At 66.2% G+C, this 21,572-nt stretch carries 13 protein-coding genes and 4 pseudogenes; 5 read left to right on the top strand and 12 right to left on the bottom strand.

The genetic code is table 11. The annotated features are described in order from the left end of the window. Positions 1–2: 2 nt before the first annotated feature. From ACZBJS_RS12935 to ACZBJS_RS12885, 11 genes and pseudogenes are all read right to left on the bottom strand, one after another. Positions 3–440 (bottom strand): SRPBCC family protein, encoded by a 438-nt coding sequence (locus ACZBJS_RS12935; RefSeq protein WP_028338488.1) that lies wholly within the window; start codon positions 438–440, stop codon positions 3–5. Between the two features lie 9 nt (positions 441–449). Continuing rightward, positions 450–3,344 (bottom strand): flotillin family protein, encoded by a 2,895-nt coding sequence (locus tag ACZBJS_RS12930; protein WP_141343039.1) that lies wholly within the window; start codon positions 3,342–3,344, stop codon positions 450–452. 24 nt (positions 3,345–3,368) lie between these two features. Beyond that, entirely contained in the window at positions 3,369–4,202 is an 834-nt protein-coding gene (locus ACZBJS_RS12925; protein ID WP_141343038.1) for a phosphoenolpyruvate hydrolase family protein, read from the bottom strand. Between the two features lie 3 nt (positions 4,203–4,205). Further along, entirely contained in the window at positions 4,206–6,416 is a 2,211-nt protein-coding gene (locus tag ACZBJS_RS12920) for an ABC transporter permease (RefSeq protein WP_316394009.1), read from the bottom strand. Continuing rightward, entirely contained in the window at positions 6,409–7,191 is a 783-nt protein-coding gene (locus ACZBJS_RS12915) for an ABC transporter ATP-binding protein (RefSeq protein WP_016847809.1), read from the bottom strand. The genes ACZBJS_RS12920 and ACZBJS_RS12915 overlap by 8 nt, the downstream gene beginning before the upstream one ends. After that, complete coding sequence (locus tag ACZBJS_RS12910; RefSeq protein WP_463438780.1) at positions 7,184–8,269, bottom strand: branched-chain amino acid ABC transporter permease; 1,086 nt, start codon at positions 8,267–8,269, stop codon at positions 7,184–7,186. The genes ACZBJS_RS12915 and ACZBJS_RS12910 overlap by 8 nt, the downstream gene beginning before the upstream one ends. A 3-nt stretch (positions 8,270–8,272) precedes the next feature. Then, positions 8,273–9,283 (bottom strand): branched-chain amino acid ABC transporter permease, encoded by a 1,011-nt coding sequence (locus ACZBJS_RS12905; protein ID WP_316394018.1) that lies wholly within the window; start codon positions 9,281–9,283, stop codon positions 8,273–8,275. Between the two features lie 120 nt (positions 9,284–9,403). Continuing rightward, positions 9,404–10,222 carry a helix-turn-helix transcriptional regulator gene (locus tag ACZBJS_RS12900; protein ID WP_463438779.1) on the bottom strand — a complete coding sequence of 273 codons (819 nt, stop codon included), beginning with the start codon at positions 10,220–10,222 and terminating at the stop codon, positions 9,404–9,406. Between the two features lie 136 nt (positions 10,223–10,358). After that, the gene (locus ACZBJS_RS12895; RefSeq protein ID WP_028333311.1) at positions 10,359–11,609 is read right to left on the bottom strand and encodes an ABC transporter substrate-binding protein; all 1,251 of its coding nucleotides are present in this window, start codon (positions 11,607–11,609) and stop codon (positions 10,359–10,361) included. Positions 11,610–11,734: 125 nt separating this feature from the next. Then, the gene (locus ACZBJS_RS12890; RefSeq protein WP_316394020.1) at positions 11,735–11,926 is read right to left on the bottom strand and encodes a hypothetical protein; all 192 of its coding nucleotides are present in this window, start codon (positions 11,924–11,926) and stop codon (positions 11,735–11,737) included. Between the two features lie 39 nt (positions 11,927–11,965). Next, positions 11,966–12,517 (bottom strand): annotated as a pseudogene (locus tag ACZBJS_RS12885) (transposase); the annotation flags it as partial. Between the two features lie 238 nt (positions 12,518–12,755). Between ACZBJS_RS12885 and ACZBJS_RS12880 the strand changes: the two are divergent. Both ACZBJS_RS12880 and ACZBJS_RS12875 read left to right on the top strand, forming a co-directional pair. Further along, on the top strand, positions 12,756–14,780 hold the full coding sequence (locus ACZBJS_RS12880) for an autotransporter assembly complex protein TamA (protein WP_463438778.1): 2,025 nt from the start codon (positions 12,756–12,758) through the stop codon (positions 14,778–14,780). Continuing rightward, positions 14,780–19,129: a translocation/assembly module TamB domain-containing protein gene (locus ACZBJS_RS12875; RefSeq protein ID WP_463438777.1), complete on the top strand. Its 4,350-nt coding sequence runs from the start codon at positions 14,780–14,782 to the stop codon at positions 19,127–19,129. Before ACZBJS_RS12880 ends, ACZBJS_RS12875 begins: the two co-directional genes overlap by 1 nt. 19 nt (positions 19,130–19,148) lie before the next feature. On the opposite strand, the pseudogene ACZBJS_RS12870 reads toward ACZBJS_RS12875, so the two are convergent. Beyond that, positions 19,149–19,829: pseudogene (locus ACZBJS_RS12870) on the bottom strand (SDR family oxidoreductase); the annotation flags it as partial. Between ACZBJS_RS12870 and ACZBJS_RS12865 the strand changes: the two are divergent. The 3 genes and pseudogenes from ACZBJS_RS12865 to ACZBJS_RS12855 form a co-directional block, all read left to right on the top strand. Continuing rightward, positions 19,821–20,283, top strand: a pseudogene (locus ACZBJS_RS12865) (LysR substrate-binding domain-containing protein); the annotation flags it as partial. The pseudogenes ACZBJS_RS12870 and ACZBJS_RS12865 sit on opposite strands and share 9 nt — an antisense overlap. Before the next feature lie 62 nt (positions 20,284–20,345). Beyond that, positions 20,346–20,969, top strand: a complete 624-nt coding sequence (locus tag ACZBJS_RS12860; protein ID WP_168855389.1) for a hypothetical protein — start codon at positions 20,346–20,348, stop codon at positions 20,967–20,969. Positions 20,970–21,140: 171 nt separating this feature from the next. Continuing rightward, positions 21,141–21,572, top strand: a pseudogene (locus tag ACZBJS_RS12855) (IS5 family transposase); the annotation flags it as partial.

Below are 21,572 nucleotides of genomic sequence, written 5' to 3'. Positions count from 1 at the left end.
GTCTATCCTCCGAACGCCCGCTTCAACGCGTCGAAGCCGCCCTGGAACACGCCGCCGCCGATATTGTTGACGAGCTCCGTCTCGCGCTCCGGCGCGCAGTCGAATTCGGCGGTCCATTCCAGGAAGGTCTGGTCGCCGTCGGTGACTGGCGTGAGCCGCAGCGTCGCGACGTAGTTCTCGACGCCCATCGGCGATTCCAGGATCGAATAGGTGCAGAACATGTCGTAGTCGGACAGCCCGAGCAGCTTCTCGCGGATGCGATCGCCGTTGCGCAGCCGGAAATCCCTGACGCAGCCGATCTTGTCGGAGGGCTCGCCGCCCTCGATCCGGCTTTCGGCGATCGCGGGATGCCAGTTCGGCAGCCCGTTGAAATCGCGGACGCGGGCCCAGACCCGGTCGTTGCGGGCGTTGACGACGGTGGAAACGTAAACCCGTGCCATGGCGTGAGCTCAGTCCTTCTTGCGCGGCGTGCGCTCAGGTCGCGCCGGCTCGCCGCCGCCCTCGGGCGCCGGCGGCTTTTCCTCGGCGCCGCTCTTGCGCGCGGAGTCCTTGATGCCTTGCATGTCTCGGGCTTCGCGGATCAGGCCGGGCATCTTGGCGAGGCTGCCGCCCTCGACGCCGATATCCGAGAGGATCGAGTCGATCAGCGGCGCCTGCACGCGGTAGCGCAGCGCCGAGTCGATCACTTCGTCAGTGGCGCTGCGTCCGGTGCCGTTGCCATGCCCGTTGCCGTTGAGGCCGTCGACCTGGAGGATGCGGATGCCCTCGATCTTCTCCATCGGCTTGACGCTCTCGCGCACGATGCCCTCGATCCGGTCGAGCAGCTTGCGGCGGAACAGCGAGTAGCGCGCCTGATCGGTCAGCACGTTCTCGGCCTCGTTAAGCAGACGCTGCGCCTCGGCCTCGACCGTGGCACGGACCCGTTCGGCCCCGGCTGCGATCCTGGTTTCCTCGGCCTGCTTTTCGGCGAGCAGCACCTCGACGGTCTTGCGCCGCTTTGCGATCTCGCTTTCGCGCGCGGTGACGACGCGTTCGGCCGCTTCGGTGGCGTGGATCCGGGCGTCCTCGGCCGCGGCTCGTGCCGCGGATTCTTCCAGTGATTTCTGATGCAGCGCGATGGCCTTTTCCATCAGCGCGGTCTCGACATCCTTCTCGCGGTTGACCTCGAGCTTGCGTAGCTCGCGCTCGCGGCCGATGCGGGCCTCGTCGAGGCCACGGTCGGAGGCGATGCGGGCGCGTTCGACCTCCTCGCGGGCGACGATCTCGGCCTCCTGCAGCGACTGGTTGCGAGCGACCTCGAGCTGTTCGATCGCACGGCGCCGCTCGATCCGGGCCGCCTCCAGCGCCTGCTCGCGGGAGACGTCGGTGGTGTCGATGTCCTTGCGCGCCACAATTTCGGCCTGCCGGACCTGCCGGTCGGCATCGATCCGCTCGGAGCGCTTGGCGGCGAGCGCGATCACGCGCTCCTCGTCGGCGAGCTCGATCGCCTTCTTCTGGTCGATGTTGAGCACTTCGCGGGTCCTGGAGGAGGCGATCCGCTCACTCTCCAACGTCAGCTCGACATCGATGCGCTGCCGCTCGATGGCGTCGCGGCGCTTCAGCTCGGCGGCCTCGATCGCCTCGGTGCGCGCGATCTCGAGCCCGCGGGTTTCGCGCTCGGCGCGGATGCGCTGCGCGGCGACCGACTTCTCCTGCGAGATCCGCGCCGCCTCGATCGCCTCGCGGGAGGCGATATCGGCTTCCTCGATCGCGCGGGTGCGGGCGATCTCGAGCGCCCGGACGTGCTCTTCCTGGGCGATCCGCGACGCTTCGGTGGCTTCGCGGGCACTGATCCCGGCGATCTCGACCGCCTGGTTGCGCTCGATCTCGAGCTTGCGTGTGGTGTGGTCGGCGGCGATGCGCTCGGCGGCCAGCATCTTCTCGCGCGCGATGCGGGCGGCCTCGACCGCCTTCTGCGCCTCGATCTCGGCTTCCTGGATGGTGCGAACCTGCTGGATTTCCAGCGCGCGGGTGCGCTCGTCCGAGGAGATGCGCTCGACATTGACCGTCATGGTCTGGGCGATGCGCGCCTTCTCGGTGGCCTCGCGCGCGGCGATCTCGGCCTCGTCGACCGCGCGGGTGCGCTCGATCTCGCGGCGCCGGGTCTCCTCCTCATTGGCGATGCGGGCATCGGTGACGACGCGGTCCTGCTGGATCCGGGCCTTCTCGATCGCCTCGCGAGCGGCGATCTCGGCTTCCTCGACCGTGCGCATCCGCTCGATCTCGCGCTGGCGCACCTCGCGCTCGGAGGCGATGCGGGTGGTGTCGACCGAGCGCTGGTTGGCGATCCGGACCTTCTCGATCTCCTCGCGCGCCAGCAGCTCCTTCTCTTCGACCGCCCGCGTCCGCTCGATCTCCTTGTGCCGGGTCTCGCGCTCCGAGGCGATGCGTGCTTCGGTGATCGCCTGCTCGTTGGCGATGCGCGCTTTCTCGATGGCTTCGCGCGCCGCAATCTGGGCCTGCTCCGACTCTGTCTCGCGCAGCGCGCGCTCGCGGGCGACCTCAGTGCGCTGCAGGGCACGGCGCATCTCGATGTCGCGTTCCTGCTCGAGACGGGCGGTCTCGCTTTCGCGCTCGATCTCCAGCGCCTGCCGCTCGGCCTCGAGATTGCGGGAGCGGATCTTGATCATCGAGTCCTGCTCGATGTCGTTGCGCAGCTTGCGCTTGGCCTCGATGTCCTCCATCAGGCGGGTCAAGCCTTCGGCGTCGAAGCGGTTCGAGGGATTGAAATATTCGAGGTCGGTCTGATCGAGATCGGTGATCGCGACCGACTCCAGTTCGAGGCCATTCTGCGCCAGTGCTTCGGCGGCATTGGCCTTGACGCGCGCCACATAGTCGCCGCGCTGCTCGTGCATCTGCTCCATCGTCATCTCGGAGGCGACTGAGCGGATCGCGGAGATGAATTTGCCGGAGAGCAGGGTGTGGAGCTGCTCGGGCTCCATGGTGCGGCGGCCGAGCGTGGCGGCAGCGATCGAGACCGCTTCGCGGGTCGGCTGAACCCGGACGTAGAAATCGGCCTCGATGTCGACGCGCATGCGGTCGCGGGTGATCACCGCGTCCTGCCTGGAGCGCACGATCCCCATCGGCAGCACGTTCATGTTGACCGGCGTGTAGTCGTGGATGAACGGCAGCACGAAGGCGCCGCCATTGATCACCACGCGCTCGCCGAGGAAACCGGTGCGGACGAAGGAGACCTCCTTCGACGAGCGGTGATACAGCCAGTTCACGACATAGACGATGATGACGATCGCGACGATTGCGACGATGAGCCAGAGGATCAATTCACCGACCAGCATCCCCGACATCTCTTCCTCCCTTGGTCACGGCGGCTAGCGCGCGCCGATCGCCTTGAATTTGCGAACCTGATCCGTGAGCGCCCGCTCGACCGGCAGGCGTTCCATCGAGGAGGCGCCGTAGAAGCCGTGGCAGTTGCGGGTCTGCTTCATGATGAAATCGGCATCGGCGGGGTCCGCGATCGGACCGCCATGCGCGAGCACGATGATGTTCGAATTGACGCTGAGCGCGGCCTCGGCCCAGGCCTCGATGCGGGCAGGGCAGTCGGCGAGCTTTGGCGCGGTCTGCGCGCCGATTGTGCCGCCGGTGGTGAGGCCCATATGGCAGACGATGATGTCGGCGCCGGCGATCGCCATCGCGGCAGCCTCCTGCTCGCTGAACACATAGGGCGTGGTCAGCATGTTCTTCTCATGCGCCTTCGCGATCATGTCGATCTCGAGCGCATAGGACATTCCGGTCTCTTCGAGATTGGCGCGGAAGGTGCCGTCGATCAGGCCGACGGTCGGGAAGTTCTGCACGCCGGCAAAGCCGATCGCCTTGAGCTGGTCGAGGAACACATCCATGTCGCGGAACGGATCGGTGCCGTTGACGCCGGCGAGCACCGGCGTCCTGGTCACGACCGGCAGCACCTCGCCGGCCATCTCGACGACGATGGCGTTGGCATCGCCATAGGGCATCAGGCCGGCGAGCGAGCCGCGGCCGGCCATGCGGTAGCGGCCGGAATTGTAGATCACGATCAGGTCGACGCCGCCGGCCTCCTCGCATTTCGCCGACAGTCCGGTGCCGGCGCCGCCGCCGACGATCGGCTCGCCGCGTGCGATCATGGCGTGAAACTTCTTCAACAGCGCTGCGCGTTCAAACCTGGCCATGGGTCACCTCGCCACTCTCCGCCGACCACCGGCGCGTCCGAGCAAGGGGCGGAACGCGCTGACGATGGCGGCGCTGAACTCGGGATCGTTGATATTGCGCTTGATGTGGATGATCTGCCGGTTGCCGGTCTGGCGCACGGTGCGCTCCAGCGCGCGGAACAACGCTGCATCGGCCTCCGGGTCCCAGAACGGCTGGCCGGGTGCATCGAGCGCGGAGACGCCGCCCTCGGCCAGGAAGAAGCGCACCGGCCCGTCCATCTGGTTGAGCCGTTCGCCGATCCAGCGGCCCATGCGCTCGTTCTCTTCCGGCGTGGTCCGCATCAAGGTGACCTGCGGATTGTGGATGTGGAATTTGCGCTGCCGATAGCGCTCCGGGATCGTGTCGGGTGCGCCGAAGTTCACCATGTCCAGCGCGCCGACCGAGCCGACATAGGGCACGCGGCTGCGGACGATGGCGCCGAAGCGATCCTCGGTCGCCGGGAACACGCCGCCCATCAGGAGGTCGCAGACCTCGGTCGTGGTGAGGTCGATCACGCCGGCGAGTTGGCCGGACTCGACCAGCTTCTCCATCGAGCGGCCGCCGACGCCGGTGGCGTGGAAGACGAGGCACTCGAAATCCTCGCGCAGGTCCGCCGCGATCTTCTGCACGGCCGGGGTGGTGACGCCGAACATGGTGATGCCGATCGCCGGAAGGTTCGCGCCTGCGCTGCGCTGCTTGCCGGCCTGCTCATCGAGCCGCGCCTTAACCATGCCGACCAGCGCATGAGCGCCGTTGCCGAGCACCGTGCGCGAAATCGAGTTGAGACCCTGCACGTCGGTCACCGAATACATCATGGTGATGTCGGCGGGACCGACATAGGGACCGACGTCGCCGGACGCGACCGAGGAGATGATCAGCTTCGGCACGCCGACCGGCAGCGCGCGCATGCCGGGCGCGACCAGCGACGCGCCGCCGGAGCCGCCGGCGGAGATGATCCCGGCGATATTGCCCTGGCGACGCAGCCATCGCTCGAACGCCTCCGCCATCGCCGTCACCGAGGCGCCGCGATCGGCGCCGAACACGCCGGAGCCGCCGCGGCCGTGGTTCAGTGCGATCTCCTGCGCGGTGACATCGCAGCTCGCCGCTTTGCCGCTGGTCGAGACGTCGACCAGTCGCGTGCGCAGGCCGCTGCCGGCGATGATATCGCGGATGAAGCGCAGCTCGGCACCCTTGGTGTCGAGCGTGCCGACGATGAGGACGACCGGTGGCCCGGACGTTCGGGAGGTCGTCGGTTCGCGTCGCTGCCGGGTTGCCTCCTCGAGCCGAGTGACTCCGGTGGACTGCGTCCGTGCGGCGGCCTCGATGCGGGCGAAAGGCACCGGCTGCGACCAGCGGGTCGGCAGCACGGGATTGGAGACGTAGATGCGGGTCGGCCCCTTGCGTTCCGGCTGCGGGGCACCGGCCGCTTCGGCCTTCGCCGGTGCTGGCTCGGCGTCGGTCTCGTCGGCGCCATGGGTGCCGACGCCGAGCAACCGCTGCTGCAACTCGCGGTCGGTTGCAAGGCGGGCGGAATCGATGATCCGGTTGATCCGGCCATTGACCATGATGGCGACGTTGCGCGACACCGCCGTCGCCACACCGATGTTCTGCTCGATGACCAGCACGGAGATGTCGCCCTCATCGCCGAGCCGCAGCAGCATGTCCTCGACCTGGGCGACGATCACGGGCGCAAGGCCTTCGGTCGGCTCGTCCATGATCAAGAGATGCGGATTGGTCAGCAGCGCACGCGCGATCGCGAGCATCTGCTGCTCGCCGCCGGACAGCTGGTTGCCGCCGTTGGTCTTGCGCTCGGCGAGGCGCGGGAAGGTGTCGTAGATTCGCTCGATGGTCCAGGCGCCGCGCCGCAGGCCGCCGGCAAGCGCAAGGTGCTCGTCGACGGTCAGCGACCGCCACAGGCGGCGGCCCTGCGGCACATAACCGACGCCGAGCCGGGCGATCCGTGCCGGATTGAGCCGCGTGACCTCTTCGCCGCGAATCCGGATCGAACCGCCGCTGGCACGCACGAGGCCCATGATCGCCTTGCACAGCGTGGTCTTGCCCATGCCGTTGCGGCCGACTACCGAGAACACGCCGGACTCGAGCGTGAGATCGACGCCCTGCAGCGCATGCGAATGGCCGTAATAGACGTCGAGGCCCTTCACCTCGAGCGCGGGCATTGCGCGGCGGTCATTCATGGCCGCCTCCGAGATAAAGCTCCTGCACCTCGGGATCGGATTCGATCTCGCGCGGCAGGCCTTCCTTGAAGATGCGGCCGTTGTGCATCATCGTCACGCTCTCGACGACGCGCAGTGCGACGTCCATGTCGTGCTCGATGATGATGTAGCCGATATGCGCCGGCAACGAAGTCAGGATCTCGATCAGCTCGCGCCGCTCGGTCGGCGACAGCCCCGCCGCCGGCTCGTCGAACAGGATGAAGCGCGGCGCGCCGGCCAGCGCCAGCGCGATCTCGAGCTGCCGCTGCTGGCCATGTGCGAGCTCGGCGACGCGCTGGTCCTTCACGCCGCTGAGGTGAACCGCCTGGACCAGCGTTTCGGTCGCGTGCATCAGCGCATCATTCTGCCCCGGGCGCAGGAACGAGAACCGGCCACGCGAGACGCCACGGCAGGCGAGGTAGACGTTGTCCTGCACCGTGAGGCCGGGGAACAGCGCCGAGATCTGGTAGGTACGGCGTAAGCCCCGGCGGATCCGCTCATAGGGCGGGAACTGGGTGATGTCCTCGCCGAAGAAGCGGATCGTGCCGGAGGAGGGCGGGAAGTCACCGGTGATGCAGTTGAACAGCGTGGTCTTGCCGGCGCCGTTCGAGCCGAGCACCGCGCGCCTTTCGCCCGGCCGCACAGTGATGGTGACGTCGGTCAGCGCCGCCAGCGCGCCGAACAGCCTTGTCACGCCGCGCAGTTCCAGCGCCGCGCCGGCGCCGACCACGGACAGCCGCTGCGCGACGCTATCCATGGCGGCCTCCGCCTGAACGTTGCGTCGAGGATGCATTGCGCTGCCGCCAGCGTTCCCACAGGCCGATCACGCCATCCGACGACCAGAACACGATGGCGAGGAAGCCGAGCCCGATCAGCAGCCGGAAGCGGTTGCCGTCTAGCCCGAACTTGATCAGCACGTCGAGCGCGAAGGTCCGCAGCAGCACGAAGATCAGCGCGCCGATGAAGGGTCCGATCGGCCGCGTGATGCCGCCGACCACGGCGATGATCAGGACGTCGATGCAGGCTCCGACGCTGACCGAGCCGGGCGAGATCTGCCGGTAGTTCCAGACCTGCAGCACGCCGCCGAGCGCGGCGATGAAGGCGGCGAAGGCGTAGGCCGCGATGCGGTGCGCATTGGGGTTGAAGCCGAGCGCCGCCATGCGGCGGGAATTGTCGCGGACGCCCTGCAGCGCGAGGCCGAACGGCGCGCGCGAGACATACTGGACGGCGAAGTAGCAGATCGCGGCGACGCCGAGCGTGACATAGTAGAAGGCGATATCGGCGCGCCAGTCGACGCCCCAGAAATGCGGCGTCGCGACGGTGTTGATGCCGGTGTGGCCGTTGAAGATCGCCCAATTCTGGTTGGTGAAGTAGTAGAACGCCGTGCCGATCGCGAGCGTGATCATGATGGTGTAGATGCCCTCGGTGCGCACCGCGAGCGCGCCGCCGAGCGTGCCGAACAGCGTCGCCAGCGCCAGCGCCATCGGGGTTGCCAGCCACCACGGCCAGCCGAGGCTGATATTGGCGTTGCCGCTGATGCCGAAGACCGCGACCATGTAGCCGGCGAAGCCCGCGATGGTGAGCTGCATCAGGCTGACCATGCCGCCATAGCCGGCGAGGAACATCAGGCTGAGCGCGATGATGCCGAGGATCAGCGTGGTGGCGAAGATCTCGATCAGAAAGAAGCCGTTGGCGATCAGCGGCATGATCACGAGGATCAGCGCGACCAGCCAGGCCGCCGGGTTCTGGAATTCCGGCCAGGCACGGATGAAGGCGCGGCGGGTCGCGTTGGCGGACGGGTCGGGGCGGAACTGGGTGCTCTGCAGCAGCGACATCTGTCATCGCCTCGCGAGCAGGCCCTGCGGCCGCAGCGCCAGCACCAGCACCATGATCAGGAAGGTGACGACGATGGCGTAGGTCGGGATGTAGACCGAGCCGAGTTGCTCGGCGAGGCCGATGATGACGGCGCCGAGCGCCGCTCCCGGGATCGAGCCCATGCCGCCGACGATCACGACGACGAGCGAGGCGAGCAGGAACCGCGTATCCTCGCCCGGCGACAGCGACTGGAAGGTGCCGCCGACCACGCCGGCGATGCCGGCAAGGCCCGCGCCGAGCGCGAACACCAGCACGAACACCAGCTGGATCCGCACGCCGGTGGCGGCCAGGATGTCGCGGTCGTCGACGCCGGCGCGCACGATCATGCCGATCCGCGTACGGTTGAGCGCCAGCCACATCGCGATTCCGATCACGACGGACGCAGCGAAGATCACCAGCCGCACCAGCGGGTATTGCAGATAGACCGGTTCGCCCGTTGATTTGATCGCGGTCAGCAGCGGCAGCTGGATCGGGCCGATCAGCCAGCTCGGGGTCTGGATCTGGTAGAAGTCGCCGCCGAACACCCAGAGCATCAGATCGGCGAACACGATCGACAGCCCGATCGTCACCATGGTCTGCCTGAGGTCCTGACCCTCCATGCGTCGGAACACGACGAGCTGCAGGATCACGCCGACCAGCGCCACCGCGATGAAGGCGATGATGAAGCTGAGGAGCCACGACCCGGTCCAGCTGCTGATCGCGTAGCCGACATAGCCGCCGAACAGATAGAGCGAGCCGTGCGCGAGGTTGACATTGCGCATCAGGCCGAAGATCAGCGTGAAGCCGCTAGCCACCAGGAAGTAGAGCCCGCCGAGCGTGATGCCGTTCAGCACCGCGTTCAGGAACACGCGCTTGCGGCCGATCGCGGCCTCCAGCCCCGGCGGCCAGATCGCGAACACCAGCCACGCGAGCATCGCGACCGCGATGATCACGATCAGTGCCCAGGCCGGATGGCGTTCGATGAACCTGGCCATCTCCGTCGCGTTCCCTCACTGGTCGCGACCGTCTGCCGGGCCGCGTGTCCAGTATCCTACCGAGGGCGTAAGCTCAGGATTTGATCGACAGTATCTTTTATCGTGCGCTCCGGAACTCCTTCACGGCCGCAACACCTTGGCGGCGCGGCGATAGTCGGTCGGGGCCATGCCGACATTGGCGGCGAAGAAGCGGGTGAAGCCGCTCTGCGAGGAGAAGCCGAGGTCGAAGCCGATATCGGCGATCGGCGTCTCGGTCGCCACCAGCGCATCGAGCGCCTGCTCCATGATCAGCGTGTTCATGTAGAGGTGAGGGGTGACGCCGGTCTGGGTGCGGAACAGCCGGTAGAAATGCGGCCGCGACAGCCCGGCCTCGCGCGCGATCGCATCGAGCTCGATCTCGGCGCCGGGGCTTTCCGACATCAGCTTGATCGATTTGCGCACCCTGAAATCGGTCACCGCGGCCGCCGCGCGCGCATCCTGCGCGGCCTGCCAGCTCTCCTCGTAGCAGGAGTCGATCAGCTGCCGGAGTTCGCAATCGAGGCTGCGCAGCGACGGCGCGCCGCACACTAGTGCTGCGGTGCGGCGGATCAGCCGGTCGAGCGCTTTGGTGCGCGGAAAGAAGGTGCGGCCGAACCGCAGGCCCTGTGCCGTCGCGGGCTGCGGCGCGAACCATTCGGCGTTGACATAAAGCACGAAGAAGATCGCGCCGTGGTCCATGTCGGTCGGCAGAAAGTTGTGCGGTTCCCACGGGTTGACCGCGACGACGGTGTCGTCCTTGAGCAGCAGCCGCTGCTCCGAGACGTCGATCTGCGCCGGCGTTCCGCCGACATGAAAGATCAGATGCCCCTCGCGGTGCGCATGCACGTTGAAGGGACGGTTCAACTGATAGACCGTCGCGCGACCGAACCGGCCGTGGAAGACGGCAAGCGCCCTGCTCATGCCTCCCCTCCCGCGGGATGTTCTTGCCTTTTCGACAAGGGTTCATCATCCGCCCGCGGAAAGCAAGGGCGAGCAGGGCTCTTGATGCAACCGCGCACCATGCCGCGGCCGTTCAGCCTGCACTGCAACAAATACGTCAGTACTTCTTGCACTCCGGGACCGTGCGGCTCGGCAGGCCGATCTTGGCGAACACCGCCGGATCGTAGCCCAGCGTCTGGTTGACGTTCGGGATCACCTTGACGACCTTGCTGAACAGCGCGCCCTTGCCGTCATCGACCACCTCGGTGACGAAATTGGTGCCGATCGCCTGGCGGTTGGAGTCGAGCTTGATCTTGCCGTTCGGCGCGTCGATCTCGATCTTCGCCAGCGCGTCCTTGAGCTTGGCCTGGTTGTTGGAGAGATCGCCATTGACCTGGCGCAGCGCCAGGATCAACGCCATCGTCGAGCCGTAATAGTTGGTCGCGAGCAGCGAAGGGCTCGGGAAGCGTTTGGCCGGCGGGAAGGCATCCTGATAAGCCTTGACGAATTTCTGCCAGCCCGGATCCTCCCAGGTATCGGCCTGGCCGCTGGCGGCGATGGTGCCGATCAGAGCGTTCTTGGCGTTGCCCTTCGACGACAGGATGGTCTGGTCGATCATGATCGAGCCGCCCATCAGATGCGCCTTGCCGCCGGCCTGCTGATACTGGTTGAGGAAGTTGACGGCATCGGCGCCGCCGAGGCCGAGATAGATCGCGTCGACGTCGTCAGGCAGCGCGGCGATCACGGAGGCAAAGTCCTTGGTGCCGAGCGGCACCCATTGTCGGTTGGTGACCTGGCCGCCGGCGCCGCAGAACTCGAGCACCAGGCCAAATACCTGGGTGTAGATGAAGGAGTAGTCCTCGCCGACGGTCGCGATCTTGCGATAGCCCTTGGTCTCATAGGCGTATTTGCCGAGGCCGACCTGCCACTGCGCGCCGTCCATGTTGTAGCGGAAGAAGTTCGGCGCCGGATCGACATAGGTCGTTTCCTGCGCGCCGGAGGCGGCGTTGACGAAGGTCAGCTCCGGATGGGTCTTGGCGAAGTTCTTGACCGCGATGCCTTCGTCGCCGGACAGCGGCGACAGCAGGATTTGCACCTTGTCCTGCTCGATCAGCTTGCGCACCGCGCGCACCGCGGAGTCGGGCGTCGCGTCGGTCGAGGCGACGACGAATTCGAGCTCCTTGTCGCCGATCTTCTTGCCGAGCACGTTGAGCGCCGTCTGGAAGCCGCGCATGCCGTCCTCGCCGAGCACCGTGTAGGTGCCCTCGAGCGTCGCGGTGACGCCGACCTTGATCTTCTCCTGAGCGAACGCCGTGCCCGAAAGCAACAGGCTGCTCAACGCAATCAGTCCCAAACTGCCTTTCAACATCGCGCTCCTCCCTCTGCGTTGTCGCCGGCGTCCACTTGGCGTGCGAAGGCTGATGGGCGTCCGGTTGTTGCCGGCAAAGCTAGCCGAAGGCGGGCGCGGCGCGGATGTCGTCGGCGCCAATTGGCTTAACGGGCAGTCTCATTTTGATTGTTGCGCCGCAGCGCGGCTCGCGGCGCAATGCCGCGGAGCGTGTTCGGTGTCATCACCGCGCATGCGAGTGATCCAGTATTCGAGAGACGGTCCTGCTTGAGCCGAGAGGTCACGGTGCACTGGATGCTCGCACGCGCGGGCATGACACCGGAGAGAATGCCGTCCATGCTCTCTCCGCACGTCGTCCCGGCGAAAGCCGGCAACTGTTATGTTGGTTTGGTCTGCAGGTACGGCTTTCGGTCTCGCATCATGGCATTGAGGACCGTCAACAGCTTCCTGGCGACGGCGATGAGGGCGAGTTTGGCTGGTTTTCCGGCCTGTCGCAGTCGTGCATAGAAGGCCTTGAACGGATCAGCCCTGCGAATTGCGTTGAGGGCCGCCATATAAAGGGCGTCACGAACGCGCTTTCGGCCGCCCGCAATTTTGCGCTTGCCGCGGAAGGCGCCGCTGTCGACGTTGAAGGGAGCAAGGCCAGCAAGCGCTGCGAGTTGTTTCGGTCCGACCCGCCCGAGTTCCGGCATCTGGGCGATGAGCTGCATGCAGGCCACCGGACCCACGCCGGGCAGCGAACGCATTAACTTCGCATCGTCCGCGATCTCCGCTTCGGCTTTAATCAAGGCGCCGATGTCGGCCTCGATCTCGGCGATCTCGCTGTCGAGGACCTCGATGAGGCGGCCAATGCGTTCGGCCATTGCACGATCGTCGGCCTCGCTGCGCCGGTTCTTCTCCTGGGCGCGCATGAGGACCAGCTGATGACGCGTGTGGCGGATTGTCCGCAAGATGCGGTTGCCGGAACCGATGGTGGCGCGCATCGGAGAGTCGATAACTGCGACGAACGTCGAAGTTCCCTTGCGTTTGCCCAACATTGTCCATCATGAGTCTATCAACTTCGCGTGTGGTGCCTGTTGAATGCGGAGACAGGGGATCGCCGGAACCTGAGGTGCAGAGACTCGGGTCGCGTCAACAGGCAGGCGGAGCGGAACAATCAAGCAAATCGTGGTGCGACGATGCCTGCCGCCTTTGCCGGGGCGGGCAGGGCGGAGGTATTTCATCGCTGCAGCGCGGCGCGTTCTGCGTTCGGCGTGCGTCGCTGTCGTCGGTTGCTCGCTGTGCGAGCAGGCTCACGCGCTCGACTTCTTTGGCCTGTTCGGTTCCGACGATCCGCCGCCGGTCAGCGCCACGACGCTGTCCTATCGGCTGGAGATCGAAGCCAAGACGCCGGAGGGCAAGAACGATAGCGACGCCGAACAGGCATTGCGCGATGCCGCCGGCACCTATCGCCTTCGACAGGAACCGCCGCCGGACGGGGAAGGTCTCGCGCGCCGGCTGCAGGCGGATATCAATCCGCTGCTCGATGCCCTTTGGGGGCTTGGCCGCTACAACGCCCAGATCGATGTGACGTTAGATGGAGTTCCAATCTCCCTCGACGAGATCGGGCTTGCCGCGGCCGCGCGCCGGGCCGACAGCTTTCGCAATCGGACCGTTGTGCCCGTCAAGGTCATCGCGCGACTTGGTCCGTTGTTCAAGCTGCGTGCCGTTGATGTAGACTATCCGCGCGACCAAGCGCCGCAGGGATTGCCGCGCCGCGCGTTTGCGCTGAAGTCCGGCGATCCCGCGATCTCTGCCGACCTGCGCGCCGCGCAGGTGAAGCTCGTCGACTGGTTCCGCAGCAACGGACATCCGCTCGCGAAGGTCGCCGACGTCAACGCCACCGTCGATCATGGCGCCGCCGCGATGGACCTTCGGCTTCGGGTCGAAGCGGGCCCCAAGGCCGGCATCGGCGCCGTGACGATCTCGGGCGGAGACGTCGATCCGAGAGTAGTGGCCACGCACGTCTACCTGAGGGAAGGCGAGCCTTATTCGCCAGAGCGGCTCGCCTTGGCGAAAACCTCGATCGCAAAGATCCCGGCCATCGGGGGAATTCGCGTCCGCGAGGCGGACCAGCTCGATGAGAATGGCAATCTGCCGGTCTTCATCGATTTGACGGAAAGGCCCAGGCACGCGGTGGGCCTCTCGGCGAAATATTCCACCGTCGATGGTCCCGGCATTGCTGGCTACTACGAGGATCGGAACATATTCGGCCGCGGCGAGCGCCTGAGGCTCGAAGCGTCCGCCTCGCTTTTGCAACGGATCGACGGCACGTCCTTCACCGGCTTCAATAATCTGAGCGGCTCGGATTTCGGCGCACGCTTTACCGGCACCTTCATCAAGCCGGGCTTGTTCGGTACGGCCAACGATCTACTGATCGAGGCCACTGCGTTCCGCGAGCGTGTCGGCAACAACGACCTCGGCGGTTACACTGACGACACGGTGCGCGGCACATTCGGCGTGATCCATCGCTTTTCGGAGGCGGCTTCGCTGCAGGCCGGTCTCCAGGTCGAGCAATCGAAATCGCAGGACGTGCTGGGGCGGGTCGATGCGACATTGATCGGCTTCACGGCGACCGGCCGCTACGACACGACAGACAATCCGCTCGACCCCACGCGCGGTGTGCGCCTCTCGGCGACCGTCAATGCCTATCCGAAGCTGATGGGTTCCACGATCGATCTGTTCGAAGCGCGGGTTGCGGGCTCGGCCTATTATGCGCTCGACGAGCAGGCCGACTACGTGCTGGCGGGTCGGTTGGCCGCAGGCTCGCTTGCGGGCGCGCCGCTCGACCAGATTCCGGACGCACATCGCTTCTTCGCTGGCGGCGGCGGATCCGTACGCGGTTACGGCTTCAACACCATTTCGCCGATGATGTTCGGTCAAATCACCGGTGGTCGCAGCCTGATCGAGGGCTCCGCCGAGGTGCGGGTCAGGATCACTCCCACCATCGGCCTCGTGCCATTCTTCGACTTTGGCACCGCCTCCCGATCGTCCCTGCCAGGCTTCGACGACTATGTGGGCTACGGCGCGGGACTTGGGTTGCGCTATCTCACGCCGGTCGGCCCGATCCGCCTTGACGTTGCGACACCGCTGAACCCTCGCCCCGGCGACAGCCGTTACGCGATCTATGTCAGCATTGGGCAAGCCTTCTGATGCGCATCCGACGGCTGTTCATTATCGGTTCCGCCGTCGCGGCCTTGGGTCTCATCGCTGCCGCGGTGCTTGGTGTCGTTCTCTACGGAATGGTGGGCGGGAGCGGCGAGAACCAGCAGGATGTGCTGGCCAGTCTCGTCTCGCGGACGCTCTCGACGCCGGCGACCCAGGTCCATGTCGGCGCCGTCGATGGTGTGCTGTCCTCGGATGCAACGGTCCGCGACGTTAGCATCACCGACAAGGACGGTGTCTGGCTGACGCTCGACAAGGCGCGCCTCGTCTGGCGACGCAGCGCATTGTTGCTGGGGCGGCTGGAAATCGACCGTCTCGAGATCGGCACGCTTGAGATCAGGCGAAAGCCGCTTCCGTCCGACCAGCCTGCCGCCGAGTCCGATCAGCCGATGCTGCCTGACCTTCCGGTGAAGGTGCAGGTGAAGGCTTTCGACCTGCGGGCCCTGACGCTGGGACAGTCGATTCTGGGTGAAGCTTTGAGTGTCGCGGCGACCGGCAATACCGAACTCGGCTCGCCCTCGGAAGGGCTCGTCTTCAACCTCGATGCCACCCGCAAGGATTTTCCGGGCCACTTCAAGGCCGCTCTCGCCTACGTTCCGCAGGGAAATGCGCTTACCCTCGACGTCACGCTCGACGAGCCAGCCCACGGACTCATGTCGAAGCTCGGCCATCTGCCGGGCGAGCCGCCCGTCACATTCGCACTGGGAGGCAAGGGCACGCTCGACAGCTTTCGCGGTGCCCTGAAGTTGCAGGCCGGCCCCACGATCGATGCGACCGGCACGATTGCGCTTGACCGAAACGGCGCGGCCCGAGTGCTCGCAACGCGCCTTGCCAGTCACCTCGAACCGTTGTTGCCGGCGATCGCCGCGCCGGTCTTCGCGGGCGAAACCCATCTCGACAGTACGACGCATTTTGGTGACGACGGCAGCGTCGCCCTGGACGGGCTGACGCTGACGAGCCGTCTCGCACGGCTCGACGCGAAAGGTCTGCTCCGAGCCGACAAGGTCCTGGATTTTGCGGCTTCGATCCGCGCCTTGCCAAGCAACGGCGACGTGACCGAGACTGACCAAGGCTCGATCCGCAGCCTCGTCTTCGACAGCCGCGTCAACGGCCCAATCAAGGCTCCTACAGCATCGGTCAAGCTCGCGCTGTCGGGTGCTCATCTGCCGGACGGAGACGTCGAGACGCTTGATGCTTCGATCACGGCCGTTCCTCGTGCCGAGGCCAGCGATCCCGCAACGCGTATCATTCTTGACGCGAACCTGCGCGCTTCCGGCATCGCGCCACGCGACGCGAGTTTGGCGGCCGCGATCGGCAACACCGCGTCGCTCGTGCTCCATGGCGATACGGACCTGGGCGGCCGCGCCAGGATCGAGCGTCTCGAGATCGGCACATCAACGGTTCAGGCCACCTATACAGGCGATGTCAGCGCCGATCGCCTGAATGGCCGGGCAACCGGAACCGTGCCCGACCTCGGCGCCTTTGCCGACCTTGGCGGGTTGAAGCTCAAGGGTTCGGTGGCGTTCGGCCTCGATCTCGACACGGATTTACAGCGTGGCAGCTTCGATATCAGAATGTCAGGTGCCGGCGAGAAGCTTGCGACGGGACTTGCGGCGCTCGATGGGCTCGCGGGGGCGCGGCTCGCACTGGCAGCGCACATCTCTGCTGACGGACGCGACACTTACACGGTCCGCGACGCGTCGATCGATGGTGCCCATGTTGCGGTTCGCGCCAAAGGAACAGTGACGCGCGACTCGAGCGACCTGTCGGCGCGTGTGGACCTGCCGGATCTCTCGGCGGCCGATGCTCGCCTCACCGGTGCGGGAGCTCTCGACGTCGGCCTGACCGGCGGGCTCGCACATCCCGGGGTTTCGTTCGCGGCCTCGGTGGATCGCGCCACCGCGATGCGGCGTCCGATTCCGCATCTCGAGCTCGCCGCGACGGTCAACGACATCAACGGAGTCTGTGCTGTCGAGGCCAAGCTCGACGGCTCCGTCGACGGCAAGCCAGCGCGCGGGATTGTTCAGCTGAGTCGTCGATCGTCGGAGCCCGACGATCGCGCAGCTCCCGCCGCTGCCGGTTGGCATGCAAAGACCATCGACATCGCGATCGGATCGGTATCCCTGAAGGGGGCAGCAACGATCGACGCCCAGAGATTCGCCAGCGGGCAGATTCGCTTCGCAGCCGGGGCGCTCGCCGATCTCTCGCCGCTTGCCCTTACAGAGCTCGCCGGTTCGGCCTCACTCGACCTTGCCGCTTCGGCCGATGGCGGCCAACAGTCGATCCGGCTTGCCGGCAAGGGCGCGGGAATCCGTGCCGCGGGTGCGGCCGTCCGCAGTTTCGATCTGCGCGCCGATGGCGCCGATCTCTACAGCCATCCGGTGCTCAATGCTGATGCGCAGGTCAATGGTGCCGAGTTCGGCGGTCAGACAGTCTCAAACGTCACGCTGGCGGCCGCGGGCAATGCCGATGCGAGCACGATCGGCCTGTCCGCCAAGGCTGCCGGATTCGATCTCGATGCCGCGGGTGCACTGACCACCAGGGAGCGGGTGCGGTTCGATCTCAACCGCTTCACCGCGCGCCGTGGCGCCAAAGCGATTGCGCTGCAGGGCCCCGCGGGCTTCACGCTCGACGATGGCACGGTGTTGATCGAGCATCTGGCGCTCGGGATTGGACGTGGCCGCTTCACGATGGACGGCAAAGCCGGTCAGGTGCTCGACCTTAAGGCCATGGCCAGCGCGATCCCGCTCGGCGAGGCCGATGTCGCGATACCCGGTCTGGGCCTGAGCGGGACCCTCGACGCGTCAGCGGCCATTGCGGGCTCCATGAGCGCGCCGACCGGCCAGTACAAGGTCGCGGTCAAGCAGCTCACCGCGCCGCAGACCAGAAGCGCCGGCCTGCCGCCGATCGACGTTGCCGCGGACGGACGGCTCGATGGCAGCCGCGCGAGCCTGAACACCACAATTGCCGCGGGAAGAGCCGGCGCGATCACGGCGTCGGGCACGGTGCCGTTCGACGCCACGGGTCCGATCGCGCTGACCGCGAAGGGCCGCCTCGATGCCGCCGTCGCCAATGCCGCGCTTTCCGCCTCCGGCCGTACCGTGTCCGGCAGCGTTACGCTCGATGCCCGTGTCGGCGGCACGCGTACCAGGCCCCAGATCGGCGGTGTCGCCACCATGAGCGGAGGTACCTTCCGTGACAGCATGCTCGGTACGCGCCTTGATGCCGTCGAGGCGAAAATCACCGCCGAAGGAGAGCGCATCGTCGTGGAGCGCCTGGCCGCGGTGACGCCCAACGGCGGTAAGTTGTCCGGCTCCGGTGAGGTAAGGGTCGCCCCGGATGCAGGTTTTCCAGGCACGATCTCGATTCGCGGTCAGCAGGCGACGCTTGCTTCCAGCGCGCTGGCGACCGCGCAGGCCAATCTCGCTATCGACGTCACAGGCGCCCTGGCGCGCGATCCGCGGATCGTCGGTCGCGTCGACTTGACTCGCGTCAACGTCGATATTCCGGATCGCCTGCCGTCGACGCTGAAGCCGATCGACGGCATCAACCATGTGAACGCCTCGGGGCAGGCCGCTGCACGGCTCGCAGCTGCGCGCAAGGCCGAGACGCCGAAAGGCAACAAGAAGCGTCCGGCGCTCTTCAACGCCGCGCTCGACGTGACAGTTTCGGCGCCGAACCACGTCTTCATCCATGGCCGCGGGGTAACCGCAGAACTCGGCGGCTCCGTTCATGTCGGCGGCACGAGCAACGCGCCGGTTCCGAAGGGGGCTTTCTCGCTCTATCAGGGCAAGCTGGTGGTGCTCGGAAAGACGCTGACCTTCACCAAGGGCAATCTCTCCTTCAATGGCGATCTCGCGCCCGAGCTCGATTTCGCGGCAGAGATACAGGCCTCTGACATCACCGCGCAGGTCGGAATCTCGGGCCCGGCGGCCGCGCCGGTCTTCGCCTTCCATTCGCAGCCCGAGTTGCCGCAGGACGAGATCCTGTCGCGCATTCTCTTTCAGAAGGGTTCGGGCAGCCTGACGACCTCGCAGGCCGTGCAGCTCGCCGGGGCCGCCGCTCAGTTCGCAAGCGGTGGCGAGGGAACGGTGGACCGCATGCGCCGCTCGCTCGGGGTCGACAATCTGGACGTCGGCGCCGGAGCGGGCGGTCCGATGGTCGGCGCCTCGCGCGCGATCGGCGACAGGCTGAGCGTGGGCGTGCGGACGGGCGCGAGCGCCAGCCAGTCAGGAGTGTCGGCCAATGTCGACGTGACGCGCCATATCCGCGTCGAGTCGGATGTCGATGCGAAGGGCTCGACATCCGTCGGAGTCGGCACGCGATTCGAATGGTAAGGGCGACCGAGATCGCGCCTCACTTCGTGGTGTAGCCGCCGTTGGCGAGGATGGTCTGGCCGGTCATCCACCAGCCGTCCGACACCAGCAGGCGGATCCACGGCACGATGTCCTTGATGTCGGTGAGCCCGGTCCTGGAGAAGCCCGACAGCGACGCCGCCGATTTGTGATAGGCGACCGCGTCCGCGCCTTCGGCCGGATAGAAGAACGGCGTGTCCATCGGTCCGGGTCCGATCGCGGTGACCGAGATGCCGCGCGCGCCGAACTCTTTCGATGCCGCGCGGGTGAAATGCTCGACCGGCGCCTTGGTCCCGGCATAGGCCGCATAGAACGGCGCGTAGGCGCCGAGCAGCGAGGTCACCAGCGTGCAGATCTTGCCGTTGTCGTTGACGTGGCGGCCGGCCTCCTTGAGGAAGAAGAACGCGGACTTGGCGTTGACCGCGCTCATCGCGTCATATTCGGCTTCCGAGATCTCGATCATCGGTTTCTTCAACACCTTGCCGACGGTGTTGATCGCGATGTCGGGGCGGCCGATCGCGGCGACCGCCTCGGCGAACAGTTTTTCCATCGCGCCCGATGTCGTGAGGTTGGCCTGGAAGGCGACCGCCTTGCTGCCTGCGGCCTGCAGCGCCGCCACCGTCGCGTCGGCATCGGCCTTGGTGGCCGCGCTGTTGTAGTGGATCGCGATCGCAGCGATTCCGGTCTGATCGCAGCCGCTCGGCGATCTGACGCTGATGAATGTCGCAGGCCCCGGATATCTCGCACGCCACGGCACGCCGCGAACGCCCGACGATCTCGGCGCGCATTGGGCGGTCAACTACGCCTCGCCCTCCACCGGCCGCATCGAGGAGTGGGAGTGGAGCGAGCAGGGCGCGTCGCGCGGCATCGCGCTGCGCGGCCGCGTCACCGTCAACAGCGCCGAGGCCTATATCGCCTGCTGCCTCGCCGGCCTTGGCCTGATCCAGATTCCCGCCTACGACGTGAAGCGGCACCTCGATGCCGGAGAGCTCGTCGAGCTGATGCCGCGGCACCGCGCCGCGCCGATGCCGATGACCTTGCTCTATCCGCACCGTCAGCATCTATCGCGGCGGCTGCAGGTGTTTGCCGACTGGCTGACGGATTTGCTGAAACAGAAGCTGCTCGCGGCGGGGTAGGGCGCAGGCTGGTGTTCCCGGTCGGTGGGACGTATAATCCCTGTGCTCGTGACGGTAATCTGATGACCACTTTGGTAAGCAAACTCGGCCCCGCAATCGCAGTGTTGGCGCTGTGCCTGAGCGGCCAGCAGCAGGCCAGTGCCCAGGCCGGCCCGGTGCGCTACTGGACGCCGGGCTCGCTGTTCGGCTTCGGCGGCAGCCTCGCCGACGGCCAGAAGGCGGATACCTACGGAAACTTTCCGAGCTTTGACGCCGCCGGCGCGCAAGGCGGCGATTTTTCGTATCTGAACGGCCGGCCCGACGGCTGGTTCGCCGGCAGCGAAGGCGGTCGCGTCGGCTGGAACGCGCTCGGCCAATCGGCGGCGTTCGGCTCGCTGGAATATCAGGGCGCGCAGTTCGGCTACAATTTCAGGGGCGTCGGCAATACGCCCGTGACCTTCTTCGCCGGCTTCGACACGCTGAAATACAATCCGCCCGGGGCCGGCGGACCGCTGGCGCCGTTCAGCGGCAATCCCGGCGTCAACGCCGGCTATTCTGCGCGCGCGGGACTCGAGTTCCGGCCGACTTCGAATCTCAGCCTGTCCTTCGGCGCGAGCTTCACCCAGCAAGGGGCGGAGCGGATGGACAGCGACATCCATTCGCAGCTGCTGCCCGGCCAGTCTCCGGTTCTGTTCGGCGGCCGCTAAGGCGCGATCAGATTAGGCTGAATCGTCATCGCGCTTTAGCTCTTTGTTTGAGCATGATCTTTTCGGAAAACCGCTTCGCACTTTTTCCGGATCAAGCTTTAGGTGGTGTGGACTCTAAGGATTCCCTTTTAGGAGCAAATCAGATTCAAGGCTGCTTTTGGGGAGGCCGCCTTGGGTGTGATGGACCGTTTGGTATTGAGCGACGCGGCGTGGGAGCGGATGGCGCCGTTGATCATAGGGCGGCCCGATCAGAAGGGCTCGACCGGGCGCGACAACCGAATGTTCGTTGAAGGAGTGCTGTGGATCGTGCGTACGGGGTCTCCCTGGCGCGATCTCCCGGAGGTCTTCGGCGATTGGAACAGCGTGTTCCGGCGCTTCAGCCGATGGAGCATCAAGGGTGTTTGGTGGCGGATCTTCGAGGCGATGTCCGGTGATCCGGACTTCGAATATCTGATCGTCGATTCCACCATCGTTCGGGCGCATCAGCACGCCGCCGGCGCCAAAAAAGGGGGTCTGAAGATCAGGCGATCGGCCGCTCGCGCGGGGGCCTGAGCACCAAGATACATCTGGCCGTTCGAGGCTTGGGATGTCCGGTGCGGTTCA

This window comes from Bradyrhizobium sp. KZN70725, from assembly GCF_055264925.1.
Note: the sequence above shows the minus strand (reverse complement) of the source record. Positions and strands in the feature narration are given on the sequence as shown.

Excerpts from the sequence above, each read along its gene's own strand:
- ACZBJS_RS12930 (WP_141343039.1), bottom strand. The coding sequence starts at position 3,344 with ATGTCGGGGATGCTGGTCGGTGAATTGATCCTCTGGCTCATCGTCGCA.
- ACZBJS_RS12915 (WP_016847809.1), bottom strand. The coding sequence starts at position 7,191 with ATGGATAGCGTCGCGCAGCGGCTGTCCGTGGTCGGCGCCGGCGCGGCG.
- ACZBJS_RS12905 (WP_316394018.1), bottom strand. The coding sequence starts at position 9,283 with ATGGCCAGGTTCATCGAACGCCATCCGGCCTGGGCACTGATCGTGATC.
- ACZBJS_RS12900 (WP_463438779.1), bottom strand. The coding sequence starts at position 10,222 with ATGAGCAGGGCGCTTGCCGTCTTCCACGGCCGGTTCGGTCGCGCGACG.
- ACZBJS_RS12925 (WP_141343038.1), bottom strand. The coding sequence starts at position 4,202 with ATGGCCAGGTTTGAACGCGCAGCGCTGTTGAAGAAGTTTCACGCCATG.
- ACZBJS_RS12890 (WP_316394020.1), bottom strand. The coding sequence starts at position 11,926 with ATGGACGGCATTCTCTCCGGTGTCATGCCCGCGCGTGCGAGCATCCAG.
- ACZBJS_RS12920 (WP_316394009.1), bottom strand. The coding sequence starts at position 6,416 with ATGAATGACCGCCGCGCAATGCCCGCGCTCGAGGTGAAGGGCCTCGAC.
- ACZBJS_RS12875 (WP_463438777.1), top strand. The coding sequence starts at position 14,780 with ATGCGCATCCGACGGCTGTTCATTATCGGTTCCGCCGTCGCGGCCTTG.
- ACZBJS_RS12935 (WP_028338488.1), bottom strand. The coding sequence starts at position 440 with ATGGCACGGGTTTACGTTTCCACCGTCGTCAACGCCCGCAACGACCGG.
- ACZBJS_RS12860 (WP_168855389.1), top strand. The coding sequence starts at position 20,346 with ATGACCACTTTGGTAAGCAAACTCGGCCCCGCAATCGCAGTGTTGGCG.
- ACZBJS_RS12910 (WP_463438780.1), bottom strand. The coding sequence starts at position 8,269 with ATGTCGCTGCTGCAGAGCACCCAGTTCCGCCCCGACCCGTCCGCCAAC.
- ACZBJS_RS12895 (WP_028333311.1), bottom strand. The coding sequence starts at position 11,609 with ATGTTGAAAGGCAGTTTGGGACTGATTGCGTTGAGCAGCCTGTTGCTT.